18 protein-coding genes, 2 tRNA genes and 1 pseudogene are annotated in these 16,373 nt (G+C 38.8%); 5 read left to right on the plus strand and 16 right to left on the minus strand.

All coding sequences use genetic code 11. The features are described from left to right. Positions 1–53: 53 nt before the first annotated feature. The 5 genes and pseudogenes from fhcD to BK009_RS08385 all read right to left on the minus strand — a co-directional run bounded on the left by fhcD (position 54) and on the right by BK009_RS08385 (position 3,798). The gene (gene fhcD / locus BK009_RS08365; RefSeq protein WP_100909366.1) at positions 54–947 is read right to left on the minus strand and encodes a formylmethanofuran--tetrahydromethanopterin N-formyltransferase; all 894 of its coding nucleotides are present in this window, start codon (positions 945–947) and stop codon (positions 54–56) included. A 146-nt stretch (positions 948–1,093) separates the two neighbouring features. Continuing rightward, a pseudogene (locus BK009_RS08370) lies at positions 1,094–1,528 on the minus strand (IS1595 family transposase); the annotation flags it as partial. Positions 1,529–1,550: 22 nt separating this feature from the next. After that, positions 1,551–2,003, minus strand: a complete 453-nt coding sequence (locus BK009_RS08375) for a transposase (protein WP_100907644.1) — start codon at positions 2,001–2,003, stop codon at positions 1,551–1,553. Positions 2,004–2,112: 109 nt separating this feature from the next. Further along, a complete protein-coding gene (locus tag BK009_RS08380; protein ID WP_100907101.1) occupies positions 2,113–3,129 on the minus strand; it encodes a UPF0104 family protein in 1,017 nt (338 codons plus the stop codon). Between the two features lie 186 nt (positions 3,130–3,315). Beyond that, positions 3,316–3,798: a metallophosphoesterase gene (locus tag BK009_RS08385; RefSeq protein ID WP_100909367.1), complete on the minus strand. Its 483-nt coding sequence runs from the start codon at positions 3,796–3,798 to the stop codon at positions 3,316–3,318. Positions 3,799–4,273: 475 nt separating this feature from the next. Here BK009_RS08385 and BK009_RS08390 point away from each other — a divergent pair, with 475 nt between their 5' ends. From BK009_RS08390 to BK009_RS08400, 3 genes are all read left to right on the plus strand, one after another. After that, complete coding sequence (locus BK009_RS08390; RefSeq protein WP_100907103.1) at positions 4,274–5,059, plus strand: slipin family protein; 786 nt, start codon at positions 4,274–4,276, stop codon at positions 5,057–5,059. A 291-nt stretch (positions 5,060–5,350) separates the two neighbouring features. Then, complete coding sequence (locus BK009_RS08395; RefSeq protein ID WP_100905449.1) at positions 5,351–6,778, plus strand: TrkH family potassium uptake protein; 1,428 nt, start codon at positions 5,351–5,353, stop codon at positions 6,776–6,778. A 55-nt stretch (positions 6,779–6,833) separates the two neighbouring features. Further along, a complete protein-coding gene (locus BK009_RS08400) occupies positions 6,834–7,784 on the plus strand; it encodes a metal-dependent hydrolase (RefSeq protein WP_100906706.1) in 951 nt (316 codons plus the stop codon). A gap of 181 nt (positions 7,785–7,965) precedes the next feature. On the opposite strand, the gene BK009_RS08405 is transcribed toward BK009_RS08400, so the two are convergent. The 5 genes from BK009_RS08405 to BK009_RS08420 form a co-directional block, all read right to left on the minus strand. Continuing rightward, positions 7,966–8,586 carry an MBL fold metallo-hydrolase gene (locus BK009_RS08405; protein ID WP_100905448.1) on the minus strand — a complete coding sequence of 207 codons (621 nt, stop codon included), beginning with the start codon at positions 8,584–8,586 and terminating at the stop codon, positions 7,966–7,968. Positions 8,587–8,644: 58 nt separating this feature from the next. Beyond that, a tRNA-Trp gene (locus BK009_RS12415) sits at positions 8,645–8,798 on the minus strand. A 42-nt stretch (positions 8,799–8,840) separates the two neighbouring features. Then, a tRNA-Cys gene (locus tag BK009_RS08410) sits at positions 8,841–8,912 on the minus strand. A gap of 165 nt (positions 8,913–9,077) precedes the next feature. After that, positions 9,078–9,356, minus strand: a complete 279-nt coding sequence (locus tag BK009_RS08415) for a helix-hairpin-helix domain-containing protein (protein WP_100907105.1) — start codon at positions 9,354–9,356, stop codon at positions 9,078–9,080. 114 nt (positions 9,357–9,470) lie between these two features. Beyond that, positions 9,471–9,851 carry a DUF3221 domain-containing protein gene (locus BK009_RS08420; protein WP_100905446.1) on the minus strand — a complete coding sequence of 127 codons (381 nt, stop codon included), beginning with the start codon at positions 9,849–9,851 and terminating at the stop codon, positions 9,471–9,473. A gap of 170 nt (positions 9,852–10,021) precedes the next feature. Between BK009_RS08420 and BK009_RS08425 the strand changes: the two genes are divergently transcribed. Next, the gene (locus tag BK009_RS08425) at positions 10,022–10,291 is read left to right on the plus strand and encodes a hypothetical protein (protein WP_100909368.1); all 270 of its coding nucleotides are present in this window, start codon (positions 10,022–10,024) and stop codon (positions 10,289–10,291) included. Between the two features lie 117 nt (positions 10,292–10,408). On the opposite strand, the gene BK009_RS08430 is transcribed toward BK009_RS08425, so the two are convergent. The 4 genes from BK009_RS08430 to BK009_RS08445 form a co-directional block, all read right to left on the minus strand. Then, positions 10,409–11,224, minus strand: coding sequence for a pyrroline-5-carboxylate reductase dimerization domain-containing protein (locus tag BK009_RS08430; protein ID WP_100909739.1), 816 nt, complete (start codon positions 11,222–11,224; stop codon positions 10,409–10,411). 103 nt (positions 11,225–11,327) lie between these two features. Then, on the minus strand, positions 11,328–12,071 hold the full coding sequence (locus BK009_RS08435; protein ID WP_100909369.1) for a class I SAM-dependent methyltransferase: 744 nt from the start codon (positions 12,069–12,071) through the stop codon (positions 11,328–11,330). Between the two features lie 182 nt (positions 12,072–12,253). Continuing rightward, entirely contained in the window at positions 12,254–12,634 is a 381-nt protein-coding gene (locus BK009_RS08440) for a GNAT family N-acetyltransferase (protein ID WP_211290131.1), read from the minus strand. A gap of 22 nt (positions 12,635–12,656) precedes the next feature. Continuing rightward, entirely contained in the window at positions 12,657–13,460 is an 804-nt protein-coding gene (locus BK009_RS08445) for a methyltransferase domain-containing protein (RefSeq protein WP_100907107.1), read from the minus strand. A gap of 277 nt (positions 13,461–13,737) precedes the next feature. Between BK009_RS08445 and BK009_RS12420 the strand changes: the two genes are divergently transcribed. Continuing rightward, the gene (locus BK009_RS12420) at positions 13,738–14,952 is read left to right on the plus strand and encodes a transposase (RefSeq protein WP_157809717.1); all 1,215 of its coding nucleotides are present in this window, start codon (positions 13,738–13,740) and stop codon (positions 14,950–14,952) included. 40 nt (positions 14,953–14,992) lie between these two features. Here BK009_RS12420 and BK009_RS08455 read toward each other — a convergent pair whose 3' ends face one another. Both BK009_RS08455 and BK009_RS08460 read right to left on the minus strand, forming a co-directional pair. Continuing rightward, a complete protein-coding gene (locus BK009_RS08455; RefSeq protein WP_100909740.1) occupies positions 14,993–15,580 on the minus strand; it encodes a transglutaminase-like domain-containing protein in 588 nt (195 codons plus the stop codon). A 56-nt stretch (positions 15,581–15,636) separates the two neighbouring features. After that, a complete protein-coding gene (locus BK009_RS08460; protein WP_100907108.1) occupies positions 15,637–16,329 on the minus strand; it encodes a dihydrofolate reductase family protein in 693 nt (230 codons plus the stop codon). Between the last annotated feature and the right edge of the window lie 44 nt (positions 16,330–16,373).

Below are 16,373 nucleotides of genomic sequence, written 5' to 3' on the forward strand. Positions count from 1 at the left end.
AGATGATACAAAAAATAAGAAAAAGAGAAAAATATATTTCCCTTATATTTTAATTAAAACAGGTCGTGCAGGTTTAACTTGTAGGCGCCCAGGTTTCCACCGAAGTTTCCGGCACTCATTTTTAAGACACCAGGGACCTTTACTGCTGCTTCTATACCTGCTTTCATGGCGGCTTTTACTGCGTCTTCATCCACACCGTCAATAACGATTTCGTAAACTCCGTCTACGTTAGTTGGGATCTGGCATCCTTCAACATCGTCCTTGAGGGTTACGCACATTTTTTCGTTGGTGGATGCACCCAGGAATTTGTACTTGTTGGAACCTACTTTGGAACCAGAAGCTACTATTCCACCAGGGAAGGGTGTTATGGTTCCTGGTACTGATTCTATGGCATTTACCACTGCTTCAGCAGCCAGTAATCCTGATGCAGGTGTATCGGCCATTATGAATAGGTTTCCTCCAGCTACACCTGATCTTACACCTAGTTCTTCTTCCACCAGGAAGTCTCCGGCCATGAGGGGGATGGAGTGTATAGTTCTTCCATCGATTTCAATCATTTTCTCGTAACCGTCTCCGTAGAATTTGAGTTTCTTACCGGTGGTCATTTTTTCATCTGGGTTTTTCATGGCATCGAAGACTGCGGTGGTGGCTGCAGTTAATATACACATTCCCACTCGTTCCAGTAATTCGTGGTCCAGTTTCTTCTTGTCCATGTTACAGATCATTATGATGTAACCAGGCCGGCCATCCGGGGTTTCTTGCGGTGGGACGTAACAGTCGATTCCTGCCTCAGCTGGGCAGCCAATGACTGATGTTCCGTATCCAGTGGCTTCAGTAGCTGCGATCTTTGCCAGTTTTTTGGTTGCTGCGGTTACCAGCAGTCGGGATACCTGTATACCGAATGCTTCTGCAAAAGTATCTTGTATTTCCACTCCGTTTATTTCCATGATAATCACCGACTTGATCTAGTGCTAGAGGTTTTATATATTTTTCCATTTGTTCCTAGGAGAATAAAGGCTATATGAAGAATTTAAAGATTAATAAAAGAATTAAAGCACTGGCAATAAAAAATGAAATGTTATTCTAAAATCGCTCATCTCCCGGTATTAGTGCAATTATTTAATATTAATTGGATTGCATTTCCAAACCAATTTACCCCTTTATTGAAAGTAAATTGGAAGAATTTAACATAAGTATTCAGTTTTTTCTTTGAAACCCCTCTAAATATTCTTAAATATTGCCTTAAGAGCGAATGTCTGTTTTCACAATTATTAACGTGATTTTCACCATCAGCATATTCTTTTTCTGAATGTTTGATTATGTGATGTTCTTTAACCTTTGAATGGCCTTCTAAACCAAAGTATATAGTATAATCATCAGTAAATAACCTTATAGGTTCATTACAATGCTTATCTATTTTTTCCCGAATTAAATCCTTAGAAAGATTCTTTTCTACCATTAATATTGTATTTCGCGTTCCTCTTTCCACTACAGTAATAATTGGCGGTTTATCTTTTTTCCAAGTTCCCCTTCCCCTTAATTTAAGTCCTCTAGTCCTTGGATAGTTTTTTTAAACCCTTTTCACCTGCAGATTGATACATCTCATCTATTTCCACATCACCCTTCAAAACAGGATCCGTGGATTTATCCATCAAACTTTCTCTAAATTCATGCGCTACACGATAAACACTATCCCACTTATGACCTAACTCATCTGAAAGCCTTTGAACACTTTTTTTATCCAAATTCATAATGATATAAAATATCTCACCCACAGGAAGCTTTTTATTGGCAAATACCGTTCCAGTAAGGTCACTAAAATTCAATCCACAACTATTGCAAGAATAGCGCCGTGATTTACCCTGAACACCCCGATTATAAACTTCAAAAGATTTGCACACCGGACAATAAACTCCACTAGACCACCTCACATGTCGTAAAAAATCCATGGCCTTTTCTTCATCTGGAACAAACAATTTTGGAACTAAATTTTCGGATTTCATACATTATAATATGGCACTAACCTCACATAAACCTTTGCACTAATATGGGGATATGAGCGCTAAAATAAACCGTGTATTCCATTGGTTTACCATAACTTAGCTGGATATGCTATGATTTTTTAGATAGTTTTTCCACCGCATCGACCCCGAAGTAGGGCATCACTGCCACTCCTATAATAGAGGTCATCCAGAAGGAGATCAATCTTTCTACAATGGTGGCCGCTGCACTGACTGAGGCAGGTATTCCTGCATAAGAATAGAGAAGTATCATCATTCCATCCACTGCCCCTAATCCTCCCGGTAGCAGGGGTATCATCCCAATAAGGGTTGATATTACAAAGACAGCAGCGATGATCTCCAGAGGAGCGTTAACGTTCAGGGCAAGGAACACCACGTAAACTCTCAGGATTTCCAAGAACCATATTATAAAGGAAAGGGGAATACCGTATAAAAGAACTTTACGGTCGTTAATCATGACCCTCATACTATCCTGAAATCCTACAACTGCATTGATGGCTCTCTCTCTAATTTTATCGTGGAATTTATTTGAAATTCTATTCACAAGTTTTAAAACCCATTTTACAGTTCTATCCCCAAATTCACGGTTTATGCACATGTAAAGAGCCAGTGCAAAAAGGATTATTAACACTGCAAGACAGACAATGAGAGTTATAACCATCCATGAGGGTAGTTTAATGTACAAGATTGCAGTAATTATAGTTATTACCGCTAAGGCTATGAATGGGAACGTATCCAAACCCCTATCTGCGATTACGGTGGCGAAGGCTGTTTCGGTGGGGGAATTTGAATATTTACCCAGTATATATGCCCTTACTGGTTCTCCTCCCCCCCTTCCACTGGGAGTGATGTTGTTGATGGCCAGACCCACCAGGAGCATGGGGAGCAGGTGTCGGCGGCTGATGGATATTCCCACTGAATTAGTGGTAATTGCCCATCTTTCAGTCCATAAACCATATATTATTAGTTGAATAATAACCGCCAATGCCAGATACCAGGGGTTGGACTGTTTAATGGCGCCTTCGATCTTCTCGGGACCAATTATGAGAACCATCACCGCCAGAACTCCCACCCCGGCAGTCATAAGAAGGAGGGTTTTATACTTCATATCTCCACCAGATATCCTTAATTCTTAAAATCAAACATCAGCACTCCCTTAAGTCAAAAACTTTACTTGGAATAATATTGATTTGACTGTTATTAATACATCATTAGGTTTATTTTTTTAATGGCTCAATTGAATCTCCACCATCCACTTAAAATAACTATTGGAACATTTTCCAGGTAAAACAAATCAGAGTTGAACTTTCTCCCAGCTGAGGTCCTGGGTGTCCAAGAGGACCACTGTCTTCTCACCAGACAAATATCCGCAGGTTTCACCAGGATTGACAACCATTGTCGACCCTTCAGTTACTTCCATCCGGTGGGTGTGGCCCCTTATAACCAGGTCGTATTTACCACTTTCCCGGAGGGCATCTACCAGTGCTTCGGTTGTCCCGTGAATTAGGGCAATTTTCCTCCCATCAACCTCCAGTTCCTTGAAATCTTCCAGTGGACATAGTTCTGCGTAAGCAGCCATTAAACCACGTCTTTCACCATCATTATTTCCAAAAATTGCTTCTAATGGTGCATGGAGTTTATCAAATGCTCCAGCGGTGAATGGTGATATGAGATCCCCTGCATGCACCACTAGTTCAACCTTTTCCTGGTTAAATACTTTCACTGCAGCCCGGATTCCACCCATATGGTCGTGGCTGTCAGACATTATACCTATCATTTTTATTCATCCCCAAAAATTATAGAATAATACAAAACCAGTGCATCAAAATTACAGTAATTAATATGTTATTAAAATATATATAACTTTCTATAGAGTGTAAAAATAGAAAATAAAAGAAAATAAACTATTTAAAACTATTTTAGTTGATATTATCTTGATATTCATTATTTAAGAATAGAATTGCTAATTTTAAAATAAATATTAAACTTGATTTACTAACCATTCACTGACTGAGGATAACCAATAATCACACGTACTTCCACATTATTCTTACTTATTCCCATTTATTTTGAATTATACGTCATTAAATAAATTTTATCGAATATTACTATTAAATTTACATCACCCATGATTAATGGAGGCCTAATATGTTATTAATCCTAAAATCTATTCAAATGATTTTATTAGGCAGTTTGACATATTATTTATAAAGGAATGATTTTGTAATCCACATATAATGGGAGGTTAAAAAATGGATTTAATTACTATGATCATAATCGGCATAGTGATATTGATTATACTGGGTCTTTCCATTAGAATAGTGAACCAGTATGAAAGAGGGGTTGTTTTTAGAGTAGGGAAGGTTATTGGAGTTAGACAACCAGGACTTCGTCTTATAATTCCCCTGGTGGATAGGATGGTGAAACCATCCCTGCGGATTGTTACCATGCCCATCCCTTCCCAGAAGATCATCACTCAGGACAATGTATCCATTGATGTGGCAGCAGTAGCTTATTTCAAGGTGATAGATGCTTACAAGGCAGTGGTTGAAATTGAAAATTACAACCGTGCAGTTAACCAGATATCACAGACCACTGTCCGTAGTGTGGTGGGACAGTTTACCCTGGATGAGGTGCTCTCGGAAACACCAAAGATCAACCAGAAGATCCAGGAAATCATAGATGGGCACAGTGAACCATGGGGTATTAAGGTTACCAACGTGGAGATCAAAGATATTAAATTGCCAGACAGCATGCAAAGGGCAATTGCACTCCAGGCAGAAGCTGAGAGAGAAAAAAGAGCCAAAATCATATCTGCCGAAGGTGAATACCTGGCTGCTGGTAAACTGGGAGAAGCTGCAGACATCATCAGTGACCATCCCGTGGCACTACAGCTCCGTATCATGCAAGTTCTGAGTAACATCGCTGCTGAACAGAATTCCACCATCGTATTCCCAGCCCAGTTACTTAACAGTATCAGGGATATTAAAGATTTCATGGGATCGGAGTTGGAATTTAAAGAAAAAGACAAAAAATAAACAAAATAATAAAGATAGAGAATGATTGACCTATAACCTTAATTTATCCTAAATAGTCTAAGATTTTGTATTTAAGTCAATCATTCTCCCTTTAGTTTATATACTAATATTTAAATGCTATAATTTCAACCTTCAAGGATAAATGATTTTTTTAATTAAGTCAAAAACCCCCTTAATTAATCAAAACCTCTACGAATATTTTTTTAAAATTTAAAACCTGTTTGAAGACAATTTACTTGTTAATCTGTCCTTAGTGAGATTTATATATTAGATTGACCATCTTGTGATTATATGAGAAACTATCTGGGGAAAAAGGATCTAATCTTAATTGCTAACCCTTTAGGTATAATAATGCAGGGTATTGGTGCAGTGATACTTATACCCATAATAATTGCACTGATTTTCGATGAACCATTTATTGGTTCACTGGCTTTCGGACTTTTTTCAATAGGATTGGGATCCATCTTAAGAAGGTTGCCTGCGGATTATAACCGGCTGAAACTTAAACACGGAATGATAATCGCTTCAGTAGCCTGGCTATGGGCGGCCCTTATTGGGAGTTTCTGTTTAATGTATTCCACTAATATAGACTTTTTAAATGCTTATTTTGAGAGTATGTCTGCCTGGAGTGGTAGTGGTCTGAGTATCTACGCTGATGTGGAAATACTGCCCAAATCTGTTCTATTTTTAAGGAGTCTTGAACAGTGGGTAGGGGGATTGGGAGTGGTTATTGTGGTAATCGGGATTTTAATAAGACCCGGAACTGCAGCAGCCCGTTTATATAAATCTGAAGCACGAGAAGAAAAGATAAAACCCAGCATAACCAGTACGGTAAAGACCATATGGTGGATATACCTTTTATACACAATTATTGGAATAATTCTATATGTACTGGCAGGGATGCCCCTTTTTGATGCTATTAACAATACCTTTACCAACCTTTCCACCGGTGGGATGTCCATTAAAAATGATAACATTGGAGCCTACGGAAGCACTGCCATTTACATTATCACCATGATACTGATGATCATTGGCGGTACCAGTTTCCTGGTTCATTACAAGGCTCTGAAAGGGAGGGTTATTGATGTTTTTCATGATATACAGTTCCAAGCTATGATAATAATATTAAGCGTATTTTATATCCTCCTAGTGGTTAATGCTGAATTCACTTCCATTGATTCTGCTTTTTTCGTCATATCTGCCCTAAGTTGTACCGGATCCAACATCCAACCAGTGAGTGCCATGATTAACTGGCCAGACTATGCCAAAGTAGTTATCTTGGGAGCCATGATCATTGGTATGTCTGCTGGTTCCACCACCGGTGCTGTAAAACTTATTAGGGTGGTAACCCTGATCAAAGGTTTTTACTGGGAGATCAAGAGGATACTGTCACCCCAGGGTTCGATTATTCCCCGTAAAATAAGTGGTAAACCTGTAGATGATGTGGAGATCAGAGAAGCCGGAAGTTACACCTTCATATATCTCATTTTCATCTTCATTAGCTGGTTGGTGATGGTGAGTTATGGTTTCGGCGCTATTGATTCATTATTTGAAGTAGCATCAGCCCAGGGAAATGTGGGGCTTTCCATGGGAATCGTTTCTGCAAATATGCCTGATGTTCCACAGATCTTCATGATATTCAACATGTGGATCGGTCGGATTGAAATCATACCTGCACTGGTACTTCTAAAAGGATTATGGGACGTTTTTAAGGGATAATTAATAGAGGGCTATCAGCGTCTTCTAATTGGAAAAAATTAAGAGCAGTATTATTATGGATCTCTTCACCCACTTCATTGTACCCTTTGCCATTTTAACCCTGCTAAACCTTAAAGATTTAACCATTAAAGACCGGCTGGCAGGGGGTTTCGGAGGGATATCCATTGATTTTGACTTCCTTTTATTTGCAATCGGATTTCTTTTCCCAGAACTCTTCATATTCACCCATAGGGGAATAACCCACAGTTTCATCTTTGGACTGGTAACTGCCATCATGTTTATCTTCATAATATCCAGGCCCGGTGTATATGGCATTATTAACTACATTATAAAAAAGGATGTGCAGGTGGAATTCAGTTGGAAGAGTGTATTATTAGCATACTTCGGAGTGTTAACCCATCTTTTCCTGGACTTTCTAACCACTGGAGGCATACCTTTACTCTACCCCTTTTCCCTGACCCGCTTCACTGCCAACATATATTATTATACCGACCCTGTAACCACTATCGCGGCCCTGGGCGTCCTGATCATCCTATATCTTCGTTTAGACCCGAAATACAAAAAAATAGCCCTGACTGGTTTCCTGATATTGTTAATCTCCTTTGGTGGAATCCGTGCCTATGAAAAGATGGGCGCTCTCGAGAGTCAGACTCTCAGTGATGGTTACACTCAGATAAATGCCTATCCCACCCAGGATATGTTCACCTGGACCCTGGTTGAAAGTGATGGTGGGGGAAAGTACCGGGTATTCACCTACAACACCCTGAATAAGGTTTCATCCAATTTAAGAGAAGTTAATAACCTCACCATTCTAAACGGGAGCTATGAATCTGGTCAGGGGGCTATTAAATATGCTAACACCCTCCCGGAAGTGGAGAAGTTCCGGTGGACTTCACCCCATACCGCAATAAATGCCACCAAAACAGGTTCTCTTTGGAATGTGACCTACACTGATTTTGTGGGAACCCATTATGGTGCCAGTGAATTATCAGTTCTGGTACATTAAAAATAGTGAATATAACAAATAAAAATGGAAACAGACTTGGATTTCTAATCCTAAAGGTGAATTCTACAACTAAAACTGAACCAACTATTTTTTTTAAATCAAATTGAACTCCGGATGTCCCCAAAATTTATTCAAAAAAAATCCTAATTATTCAAAAAATTCATCTAATACGCTATAGCCCTTAATAAAACCCGGTTGATATCTCACAGGCCATTTTTATATGCTGGGAGCCATCTTCCACTGCAGGACCATGACCTGGTAGGAGGTACTTTACATCCAGTTTATCCAGTCTTTCCAGGGATTTCCTCATTTCACCCATATCTCCACCTAGATCCACCCGTCCGAAACCGCCCCCTGCGAAGACTGTGTCACCAGAGAGGAGGGTTTCCCCATCATACAGACATATGCTGCCAGAAGTATGGCCCGGGGTGAGTAACACTTCAAAGTTGTGTATTTTATCCCCTTCACTTAGTTTACGGGTTACTTCCATTTTATCCATGGTTGTTCCAAACATGGTGGCCAGTAGGGCATCTTCATCCCCTTCTTCCAGTGCCTGGGCATCATTGGCATGCATGGCCACATCCAGATCCAGGTAACGGTTGCCTCCCACATGATCGTAGTGGTGGTGGGTGTTTACAATTAGAGACAGATCACCAACGCTGCATCCTGCTTCTTTGATGGATTTTAAAATGTAGTCCATGTTTTGACCGGTTCCAGTGTCTACGATTACATCTTCAAATACATAGACATTTGAATCATATCCCCGTCCCTCAATTACAATGATATCGTTGATTTTCGGCAAAAGTTCCACCTATCCTGAAAGTAGATTTAAAAGATTATATTTATAAAAAAAAAGTTAATGGGGTCACCGGGATTTGAACCCAGATCCTAGGATTTCTCTTGTCTCAGTACTCCAATCGATCATCATCCGATTGGTCATACCTAACGTCAGAGCGCGCGTTTCATCAAAGACAACTGGAGTCCCAGATGATAGCCAGGTTACACTATGACCCCTAACGAATTAGGTCTTATTGAATGACCTTTTAAATGATTTAAAGCCAAGGGAGAGATTTGAACTCCCGTGTAATGGATCTGCAGTCCACCGCTTCGCCTCTAAGCTACCTTGGCGCATTAGATACGTATTGTACTGTTGCTATTTAAACCTTACGGAGGAAATTCATAACTGATCCTAATATAGTATATACTAATATTATTGTTTTAAAGGATTTTATTCTTTTGAAAGAGTTACGAGCGCCATTAAGCCATGAGGATCCATTATAATTTAGTTTTCGGTTATTCCTTCTTATCTTTCCAGTTCCACCATTTAAGAAGTTCAGCTTCATGTTTATCATGTGAAACATAGTAAACAACACACCGGAAAACATATAACATGCATTTATCCACTTTAGAGTCCTGTAAAGCACATAGTTGGAGATAAAGTTCTTCAGGATCCTGGTCTTTAAGATCCTCAGGAGACCTTATGCCCAGGTCCCATAAATCTTCAGCAATTACATCCCCCACCCCCGGGATCTGTTTAATATCTTTTAAAGCTGAAATTTTATAAGTACTCATAATACAAACCCCTACTTCAGGTCTGTTAATAATATATATTGAACTAATTAAAGAATTGGACTTTAAAAAAAGGGTTAGACTTTAAAAAAATTAAACCATGCTTAAGCTCTAGATTTAAGGTATGATAATAATTTCTTTAGCCATAGTCTGGGGAGGGTAGGACTCCAGAAAGGGTCCGGTGAACATTACCGCCACTTTATCACCAGTTTTCAGATCGGTGAAAGAAGCGTTTTCGCGTTTATTCCCATTTTTCTTAAGTATGGCTGTTTCTTTATTGATTTTTACAGATAGGTTATGGGTTTGGCTGTTTCCAGTGACCATTCCTTCAACCAAAATAGAATCCTGCGTGTTATTTTCATTTTGAGGGTTGGCCTGGCATATTCCAATTATTGAACCATTCATATCTGCCTTTTCTTCTCCAGTTGCAAACATAACCCCATAAACCACCCCCATCATTAGCACGACTAATATTGCAAACAAGGTTATGATCTTCATCTTCTCAAATCCTATCCTTTAATCATTAATGGAACGTTAATAGAGTTCTAAGAGATGTATAAGTTAATTCTACTATAAATGATTTATTACTCATCATCATCTTCCCAGTTTATCAAAAAACTTAATAACATTTCTGGAGATAAGAACAATTAACTCAGGAGGTCCCATCCATGACATTAGTCCTTGATCCAGTAACTATTTTGAACCTGATTTTCTGTATAGTAATTGTTTGTTTAGGATACTGGGAGTATCGTAAAAAGGATAGTCTCATCGCAATTTATATTGCCATAACTTTCACTCTTTTTGGTATTGCCCATTTAGGCATTATTTTTGGGGTTAAAAGCTCAAATATCTTTATTCTAACCATAAGATCCATCGCCTACCTGGTGATCATTTACGCCCTTTATAAAACCGCTGTGGGGCATTGGAATAAAGAATGAAAAAGGATAAGCGTGAATACAAGTTACAGTAATCAAATCATCTATTTTTAACTGTTTTCATGGCGCTGGATCTTCAGCAGGATTCCCAGTGGTTGAAAACTTATGATGAGATATACCCTATTCCAGGTCCAGTTTCCTCTCCAGGATTTCGTATTTCCCCAAGGTTCTGGTAAATAGTTCATCAAAAAGTGGAGTTAATCCCTCATCTAAAACCTCCAACCCATCCTCAGTGATACCACCCCGGGTTGCCACCCGACCAATCACCTTTTCAAAATCCATATTTTTCTCCTGAAGAAGTTTGCTAGTCCCGTAAAGAGTTTTTATAATCATTTCGTCCACCTCTTTCCGGGTGAAGGTGCCTTTTTTCTGGGCGGCTTCTGAATATTTGAGCATTATATAGGATATGAAAGCCGGGGCAGAGCTGGTTATATTAGCTCCCAGACCAAACTGGTCATCTTCAACGAGTTTAACCTCCCCCATCACCTTGAAAATTTTCTCCACAAACTGGGCTTCCTCCCCATTCACCTGATGGTTGTGGCCTACCAGGGAGATTCCCTCATTCACCTCTGAGGTTAAGGTGGGAATTACCTTACTTATCTTCCCCTGGAATACTTTCCCAAGATTTTCCACGGTTAAACCTGCAGCAATATAAATAATATGAGTATCAATAGCGATATTATCCTTTATTTCTCCCAATACCCCCTTAACCTCACCAGTATTTACGAAAAGGAATATTTTCCCCGATTTTTGGGCAACAGTGCTGTTATCTGGGGCTATTTCCAACCCAGGATATGATTTCAGTAATACATCCAGTTTACCTAAAGTGCGGGTGGTAACGATGATTTCAGATTGATCTAAGACTCCTGATGAGAGAATCTTCCTGATGATCATGCTTCCCATGGCACCGTAACCAATGAATCCAATTTTTTCCATGTATCTTTCTCCCCCTTCTGGATTAGTCCTCATTTTAAGTTAAAAATTTGTTTAATCCCCATTGAGTGTTGAACCTCCATTGATTATGAAAAGTGCCCCACCACTATTTCCTCCCACCATAAATGGAGAATATTCCATACTTATAGTAGCAATCCACCTGAGAAAACCCGGCTGATTTTAGTGCATCTAACTGATCTTCCAGTTTGTCAGGATTATTATCCGGGTTATCCTTATACTGTTCTGGAAGGTGCTGAAAGCTCTTATGGGTGTTCAGTTTCTCCTGATTTTCACTTATCCATTCACTCCAGAGCACACGGTACCAGCTTTCTAGCTCATCAGTAGGGGCTCTTATGGTTTCAATGTTAATAAAGAATCCTCCGGGCTGCAGATGGTTGTATATGTACTGAAAAAGGGATTTTTTCTCTTCAAAATGGATGTGGTGAATGGCCAGAGAGGAAACCACCAAATTAAAGGAATCTACTAAACTGTCGTTATCATTCAATTTACTTTTAAGTAATTCTTGGAAGGTTTTGTGTACAAAAATCATTCCTTCATAGTTTTTAAGGTTTTTTCTGGCATTTTCCAGCATCTCCAATGAACCATCCACCAGTGTGGTGTTGATCTGCTTGTCTTCCTTAAGGAGTTCCATGGTCAGTGCCCCGTCACCACAACCAAGGTCCAGAACCTTCACTGGTCCTTCCAATTCATTATCCATTAGAAAATAGCGGTAAAATGATCTTAATATGGAGAATAATCGTTTTCTTTCCAGTATGTAGATGTCTGCGTTTTCCATAAATTCATTGGCATGTTCAGCTTCTGCCCATTCTGATTTTTCGAATTCACTCATATAACTCGCCACAAGACTCTAATTGAAGTAATAATTTAAAAAATTTACCAGTTTTTAGAATTTATTTTTATTTATTTTTGTTAAATATAGTAGATTAAGGTTAGAGGTTATTTTTTTGGTTTTAAATATTTCGAAACCCCTTTTTTCATAGAATTTAATATTTTTCAGACTTAAGTGTCCGGTTATAAGCTCTGATCTCTCAGCTTCGGAAATTTATTCTCTATTCTCTCCATCAATTTGCCCCCTATTCCCTGGTTCTGGAAATCCGGATGAACTATAAGCCGGCCAATGTAAAGGGTTTCGGGAGTCATCATCCTCGCCCTTACTGAACCGATTATCCGGCCATCCTCCACTGCCTTAAGGAAAGAGTATGCTCCAAATTCAGATTTTATTTCCTCCAGGGTTTGGATTAGTGGATGGATATTATGATCATTGTAGATTTTAGCTTCACTCTGGTAGCACAATTTTTGGAGGGAAAGTATCTCCAGAGCATCTTCAATGCTGGCAGGTTCAATTATCATTATATCCCTGGTTTGAGTATCAACAGGGTTCCTACACTCCATCTCTTCACCAATGGGCTTTTTACTATTTTTTAGCGGTTCCCTTGAAGAAGTTGTAGAAGAATGTTCCCGATGGTTCTGCGGTCATGTGCAGGTCCTGGATACCCTTATCCCATGTTTCAGGAGTTATAAGTCCTGAACCTATGGCCTGGTCCTTCACTCCTTCCACCATGGCGATTATGGTCTTTTTAATGAATCCATCTACCAGTTCTCCTTTGCTGGAGTCCACGTAAACCACCCGGGGATCAATCTTTACCTCTTTAAAACCAGCTTCGGAAAGGAGTGGGTATAATTCTCTACCCATGAGAGGGTTGCAGTTTAACTCTTTTTGAGCTTTAATCATGCATTGCCATGCATTAATAGCCTCTTTGGTTTCCGGGTGGAAGTAACATGACCCGTGGTCCCCCTCAATAACCGTGATGGAACCTTCACTCTTAAGAACCCGTTTCAAACTTTTAAGCGCTCCCACTGGGTCAGGGAGGTGTTCCAGTACAAAGCAGATGAACACATGGTCAAAGGTCTCATCAGCAAATGGTAGTTCCATGATGTCTGCAGTTTGAAACTGAACATTGGAAATTCCTTCCCTACCCATTAGAGCTTTTGCATGGGTTAAAGATGGCTTTGATATATCCACTGAGGTTATCTCTGCCTGAGGACTGTTCCGGGCCAGATGTATGGTCTGGGCCCCCACCCCACATCCAGCCTCCAGCACTAAACTACCTTCTGGAAAGCTTGTATCATAATGTAAGAGAGGAGATAGTGTTTCTGCCTGATCAACCAATCTTATTGCTTCCCTTTCTGAATATCCATGCACATAATCTTCTCTCATCAAAAAACCCCTAGCTGATTTATTGGAACTTTAGTAATCCATGGAATAAATTGATTCTTTAAAAATATAATTAATGTAGAGTACTATTTAAAACTTCAGAGCACGAATCTGTACATCAAAAATATTATGTCGCGCCCAAAAAAATTAAAAAAATGTGGCTGTAAAGTTTTTGGGTGTTGAAGCAAATTTCACAAAAATTTAAAAAACTTCAGATTTAAATCAAATTCCAGTTATAAACCGTTAAAATTAAGTATAAAGTGAGAATAGATATAATAACATGCCTAATGAAATTATAACTACTCTCAGTTCTAGTATTGCGTCCATGCAACTTAATCTTTTCGATTTTGTTGTGGAAAAACCAAAATTTGATGAAGTTTTAACACGAAGATTTCAAAGGTCTGAAATCACTCGAAACGTGAATAAAAACCTGAATTTACTTTCAAACAATCATTTCGAATATTTAAACCCAATTTGTCCTAATTGTAATTCAAATCATGTGATTAAACAGGAATATCATGAAAGAAACCCCATATTGGCTGATTCAGGACCTCAAAAAATTTATTTGCGACGATATAAATGTAAAAGTTGCAGTAAAAAGTTCACAACAAGCTTAGATTCAGTTATAAAACCTCATCACAGATACGTTAATATTTACAGTGATAAATTAGAGTCTTTGATTCAAACAGGCTATCGTTCGCTGCGTAAATTGGGGGAAGACTTTCAAACGTTCTTTGGAAACTCACCATCACACACAACCATTAAAAAATGGCAAACCATAGAAGTTGAAAAACGAATAACCAACACAATAACACTTTATTCAGGTTACTACGCGTATGATGAGCAGTATATTCGACTTAACGGTAAAAGACACTACCGTTTAACATTATACGACACCATACTCAACATACCAATAGCAGAAGAAATAGCTCCTAAAAGAACTACAGAAACCATAAAAAGATTTATTGAAGAATCCACAAAAAATCAACCACTGATAGCAATTACAACCGATCATTTCCGAAGATACAAAAGAATAATGGACAAAATTGGTGTGAAACACCAATTATGCATATTTCACCTATTTAAAATGATAGGAAACAGTGTACACAAAATATTAAAGTCCAAAAATGTCTCCAAACGTGAAAAAATAACATTATGCCTTTATTTCACCGACATAAAAAACATATTCCGCACATACAACGAAGAAACATCAATAAACAGACTAGAAACACTACTGGACAAATTCAAAGATATTCCAAAAGTTTTACAACGATACCTCACTAAAAAGATACTTCCAAACTTTCAAAGACTCACACACTTCATGAGAAGCCCATTCATACAACGAACATCCAACAAAGTAGAAAATTACTACAGACAAACAGACCCCAACCAAATAAAGAAAATTTACAAAACAATAAAAGGAATACTCAGCTACCTAAACCAAAAAATGAAAAAATGGACAGCTAAACATGGAAAAAATATCAACACCCAATAACTTTACAGTCCCAAAAAAATAAAAAATTGATTAACCCCGTTTACCAGGTCAGAAAAATGGGAAGAGTTTTCATGACTTCTTCTGGACTTTTCGACTCACCTATTATTTTTAGAATCCTCTTATCTGGTTGGGAGAATATGTAGGGATAATCCTTTTCACCTTCTACAGTAGGGTAGAAGGCCAGACTCTCCCGTTCCATGGAAAACTGAGCATCTACATCAGCACGGTTTCCGCGGGCATCTAACCTGAACCACTTACCATCCAGGGAGACAGCGTTTAAGCCGTGGAGAACAAAACCTTCTTCATGAGTCAGTGTCTGATAGCAAAACCCAGTGGGAATCCCCATGAACCTTAAAAGAGCAGCTAACAAATTTGATTTAGCAAAACATAAACCATGACCTTCTTTTAAGACTTCAGATGCCCGGCAGGTCACTTGACAACTTCCAATATCCAATGAATGGTCAATTTCATCCCTTACAAAATGGTAAATGTCTTTCACTGTTTCAATCTGCCCCTGATCACTGGCCAGTTCCCGGGCTTTTTCTTGAATTTCAGGATAATTGTAATTTACTACCTTTGAAGATTCTAGATACTTGTTTAAATCGTCTTTTTGTATTAAAAAAAGCATATCCATGACCCTTGTTTGATTAATAATATTTACACCATCATTTTTATCCGTAGGTATCACTTAAACATTCCATCGAGTATTCTATACCTTAAGTAGATGATATCATCCTTAATTTTTTCCATTCCACCTAGATACAATTTTATTGGCTCTAATTCCCCATCTGTATCATTGGTCTGGAAGATAGAATTGGGTGTGCTTCCACCCACGAGTTCTGGGTGTACCAGGAGGTGTATTTCATCGGCCAAGCCCTGGCGGAGTAAAATTCCATTCAAAACACCACCACTATCAACTCTTACCTTTTTAACCCCAAATTTGGTATTTAGTTCTTCCAGAGCATTTTCCAGGTCCACCTTCTGATATCCCACCACCAGATAATCTATGTACCGTTCATCCAGGAAGTCCAGATATTCTCGAGGTGTGGAACGGCTGCATAACACCAGAACACTATTAATATAGGGTAATTTTAGAATTTCACTCCATATGCGTATCTGCCCCTTACTATCAGGGACAACCAGTATGGGTCTATTATCGTCTGGATCTTTCTCCCGGGGCTGGAAGGCATCATCAGATTCTGGAAATGTTTCTCCTGCTTTGACACCAAATCCAGTTAGTACCGTGTTACTCCCCATTAAAACTGCATCCACATCCCACTTAGATGCCAGCTCATAGTAAAGTTCCAAATCAGCATCAAAACCAGTTATTCTCCCGTCTAAACTCACTGCATTGTAAAGTATAACTATCGGCATCATTTAAAACCCCTCTACCTGTTTAAGGACATTTAATTGTATCATAT

Origin of the sequence: Methanobacterium subterraneum (assembly GCF_002813695.1) — an archaeon.
Lineage (GTDB): Archaea > Methanobacteriota > Methanobacteria > Methanobacteriales > Methanobacteriaceae > Methanobacterium > Methanobacterium subterraneum.

Bases quoted from the DNA above. Each gene is read 5' to 3' on its own strand.
- fhcD (WP_100909366.1), bottom strand. From the start codon at position 947: ATGGAAATAAACGGAGTGGAAATACAAGATACTTTTGCAGAAGCATTC.
- BK009_RS08375 (WP_100907644.1), bottom strand. From the start codon at position 2,003: ATGAAATCCGAAAATTTAGTTCCAAAATTGTTTGTTCCAGATGAAGAA.
- BK009_RS08380 (WP_100907101.1), bottom strand. From the start codon at position 3,129: ATGAAGTATAAAACCCTCCTTCTTATGACTGCCGGGGTGGGAGTTCTG.
- BK009_RS08385 (WP_100909367.1), bottom strand. From the start codon at position 3,798: ATGATAGGTATAATGTCTGACAGCCACGACCATATGGGTGGAATCCGG.
- BK009_RS08390 (WP_100907103.1), top strand. From the start codon at position 4,274: ATGGATTTAATTACTATGATCATAATCGGCATAGTGATATTGATTATA.
- BK009_RS08395 (WP_100905449.1), top strand. From the start codon at position 5,351: ATGAGAAACTATCTGGGGAAAAAGGATCTAATCTTAATTGCTAACCCT.
- BK009_RS08400 (WP_100906706.1), top strand. From the start codon at position 6,834: ATGGATCTCTTCACCCACTTCATTGTACCCTTTGCCATTTTAACCCTG.
- BK009_RS08415 (WP_100907105.1), bottom strand. From the start codon at position 9,356: ATGAGTACTTATAAAATTTCAGCTTTAAAAGATATTAAACAGATCCCG.
- BK009_RS08420 (WP_100905446.1), bottom strand. From the start codon at position 9,851: ATGAAGATCATAACCTTGTTTGCAATATTAGTCGTGCTAATGATGGGG.
- BK009_RS08425 (WP_100909368.1), top strand. From the start codon at position 10,022: ATGACATTAGTCCTTGATCCAGTAACTATTTTGAACCTGATTTTCTGT.
- BK009_RS08430 (WP_100909739.1), bottom strand. From the start codon at position 11,224: ATGGAAAAAATTGGATTCATTGGTTACGGTGCCATGGGAAGCATGATC.
- BK009_RS08435 (WP_100909369.1), bottom strand. From the start codon at position 12,071: ATGAGTGAATTCGAAAAATCAGAATGGGCAGAAGCTGAACATGCCAAT.
- BK009_RS08440 (WP_211290131.1), bottom strand. From the start codon at position 12,634: ATGGAGTGTAGGAACCCTGTTGATACTCAAACCAGGGATATAATGATA.
- BK009_RS08445 (WP_100907107.1), bottom strand. From the start codon at position 13,460: ATGAGAGAAGATTATGTGCATGGATATTCAGAAAGGGAAGCAATAAGA.
- BK009_RS12420 (WP_157809717.1), top strand. From the start codon at position 13,738: ATGCCTAATGAAATTATAACTACTCTCAGTTCTAGTATTGCGTCCATG.
- BK009_RS08455 (WP_100909740.1), bottom strand. From the start codon at position 15,580: ATGCTTTTTTTAATACAAAAAGACGATTTAAACAAGTATCTAGAATCT.
- BK009_RS08460 (WP_100907108.1), bottom strand. From the start codon at position 16,329: ATGATGCCGATAGTTATACTTTACAATGCAGTGAGTTTAGACGGGAGA.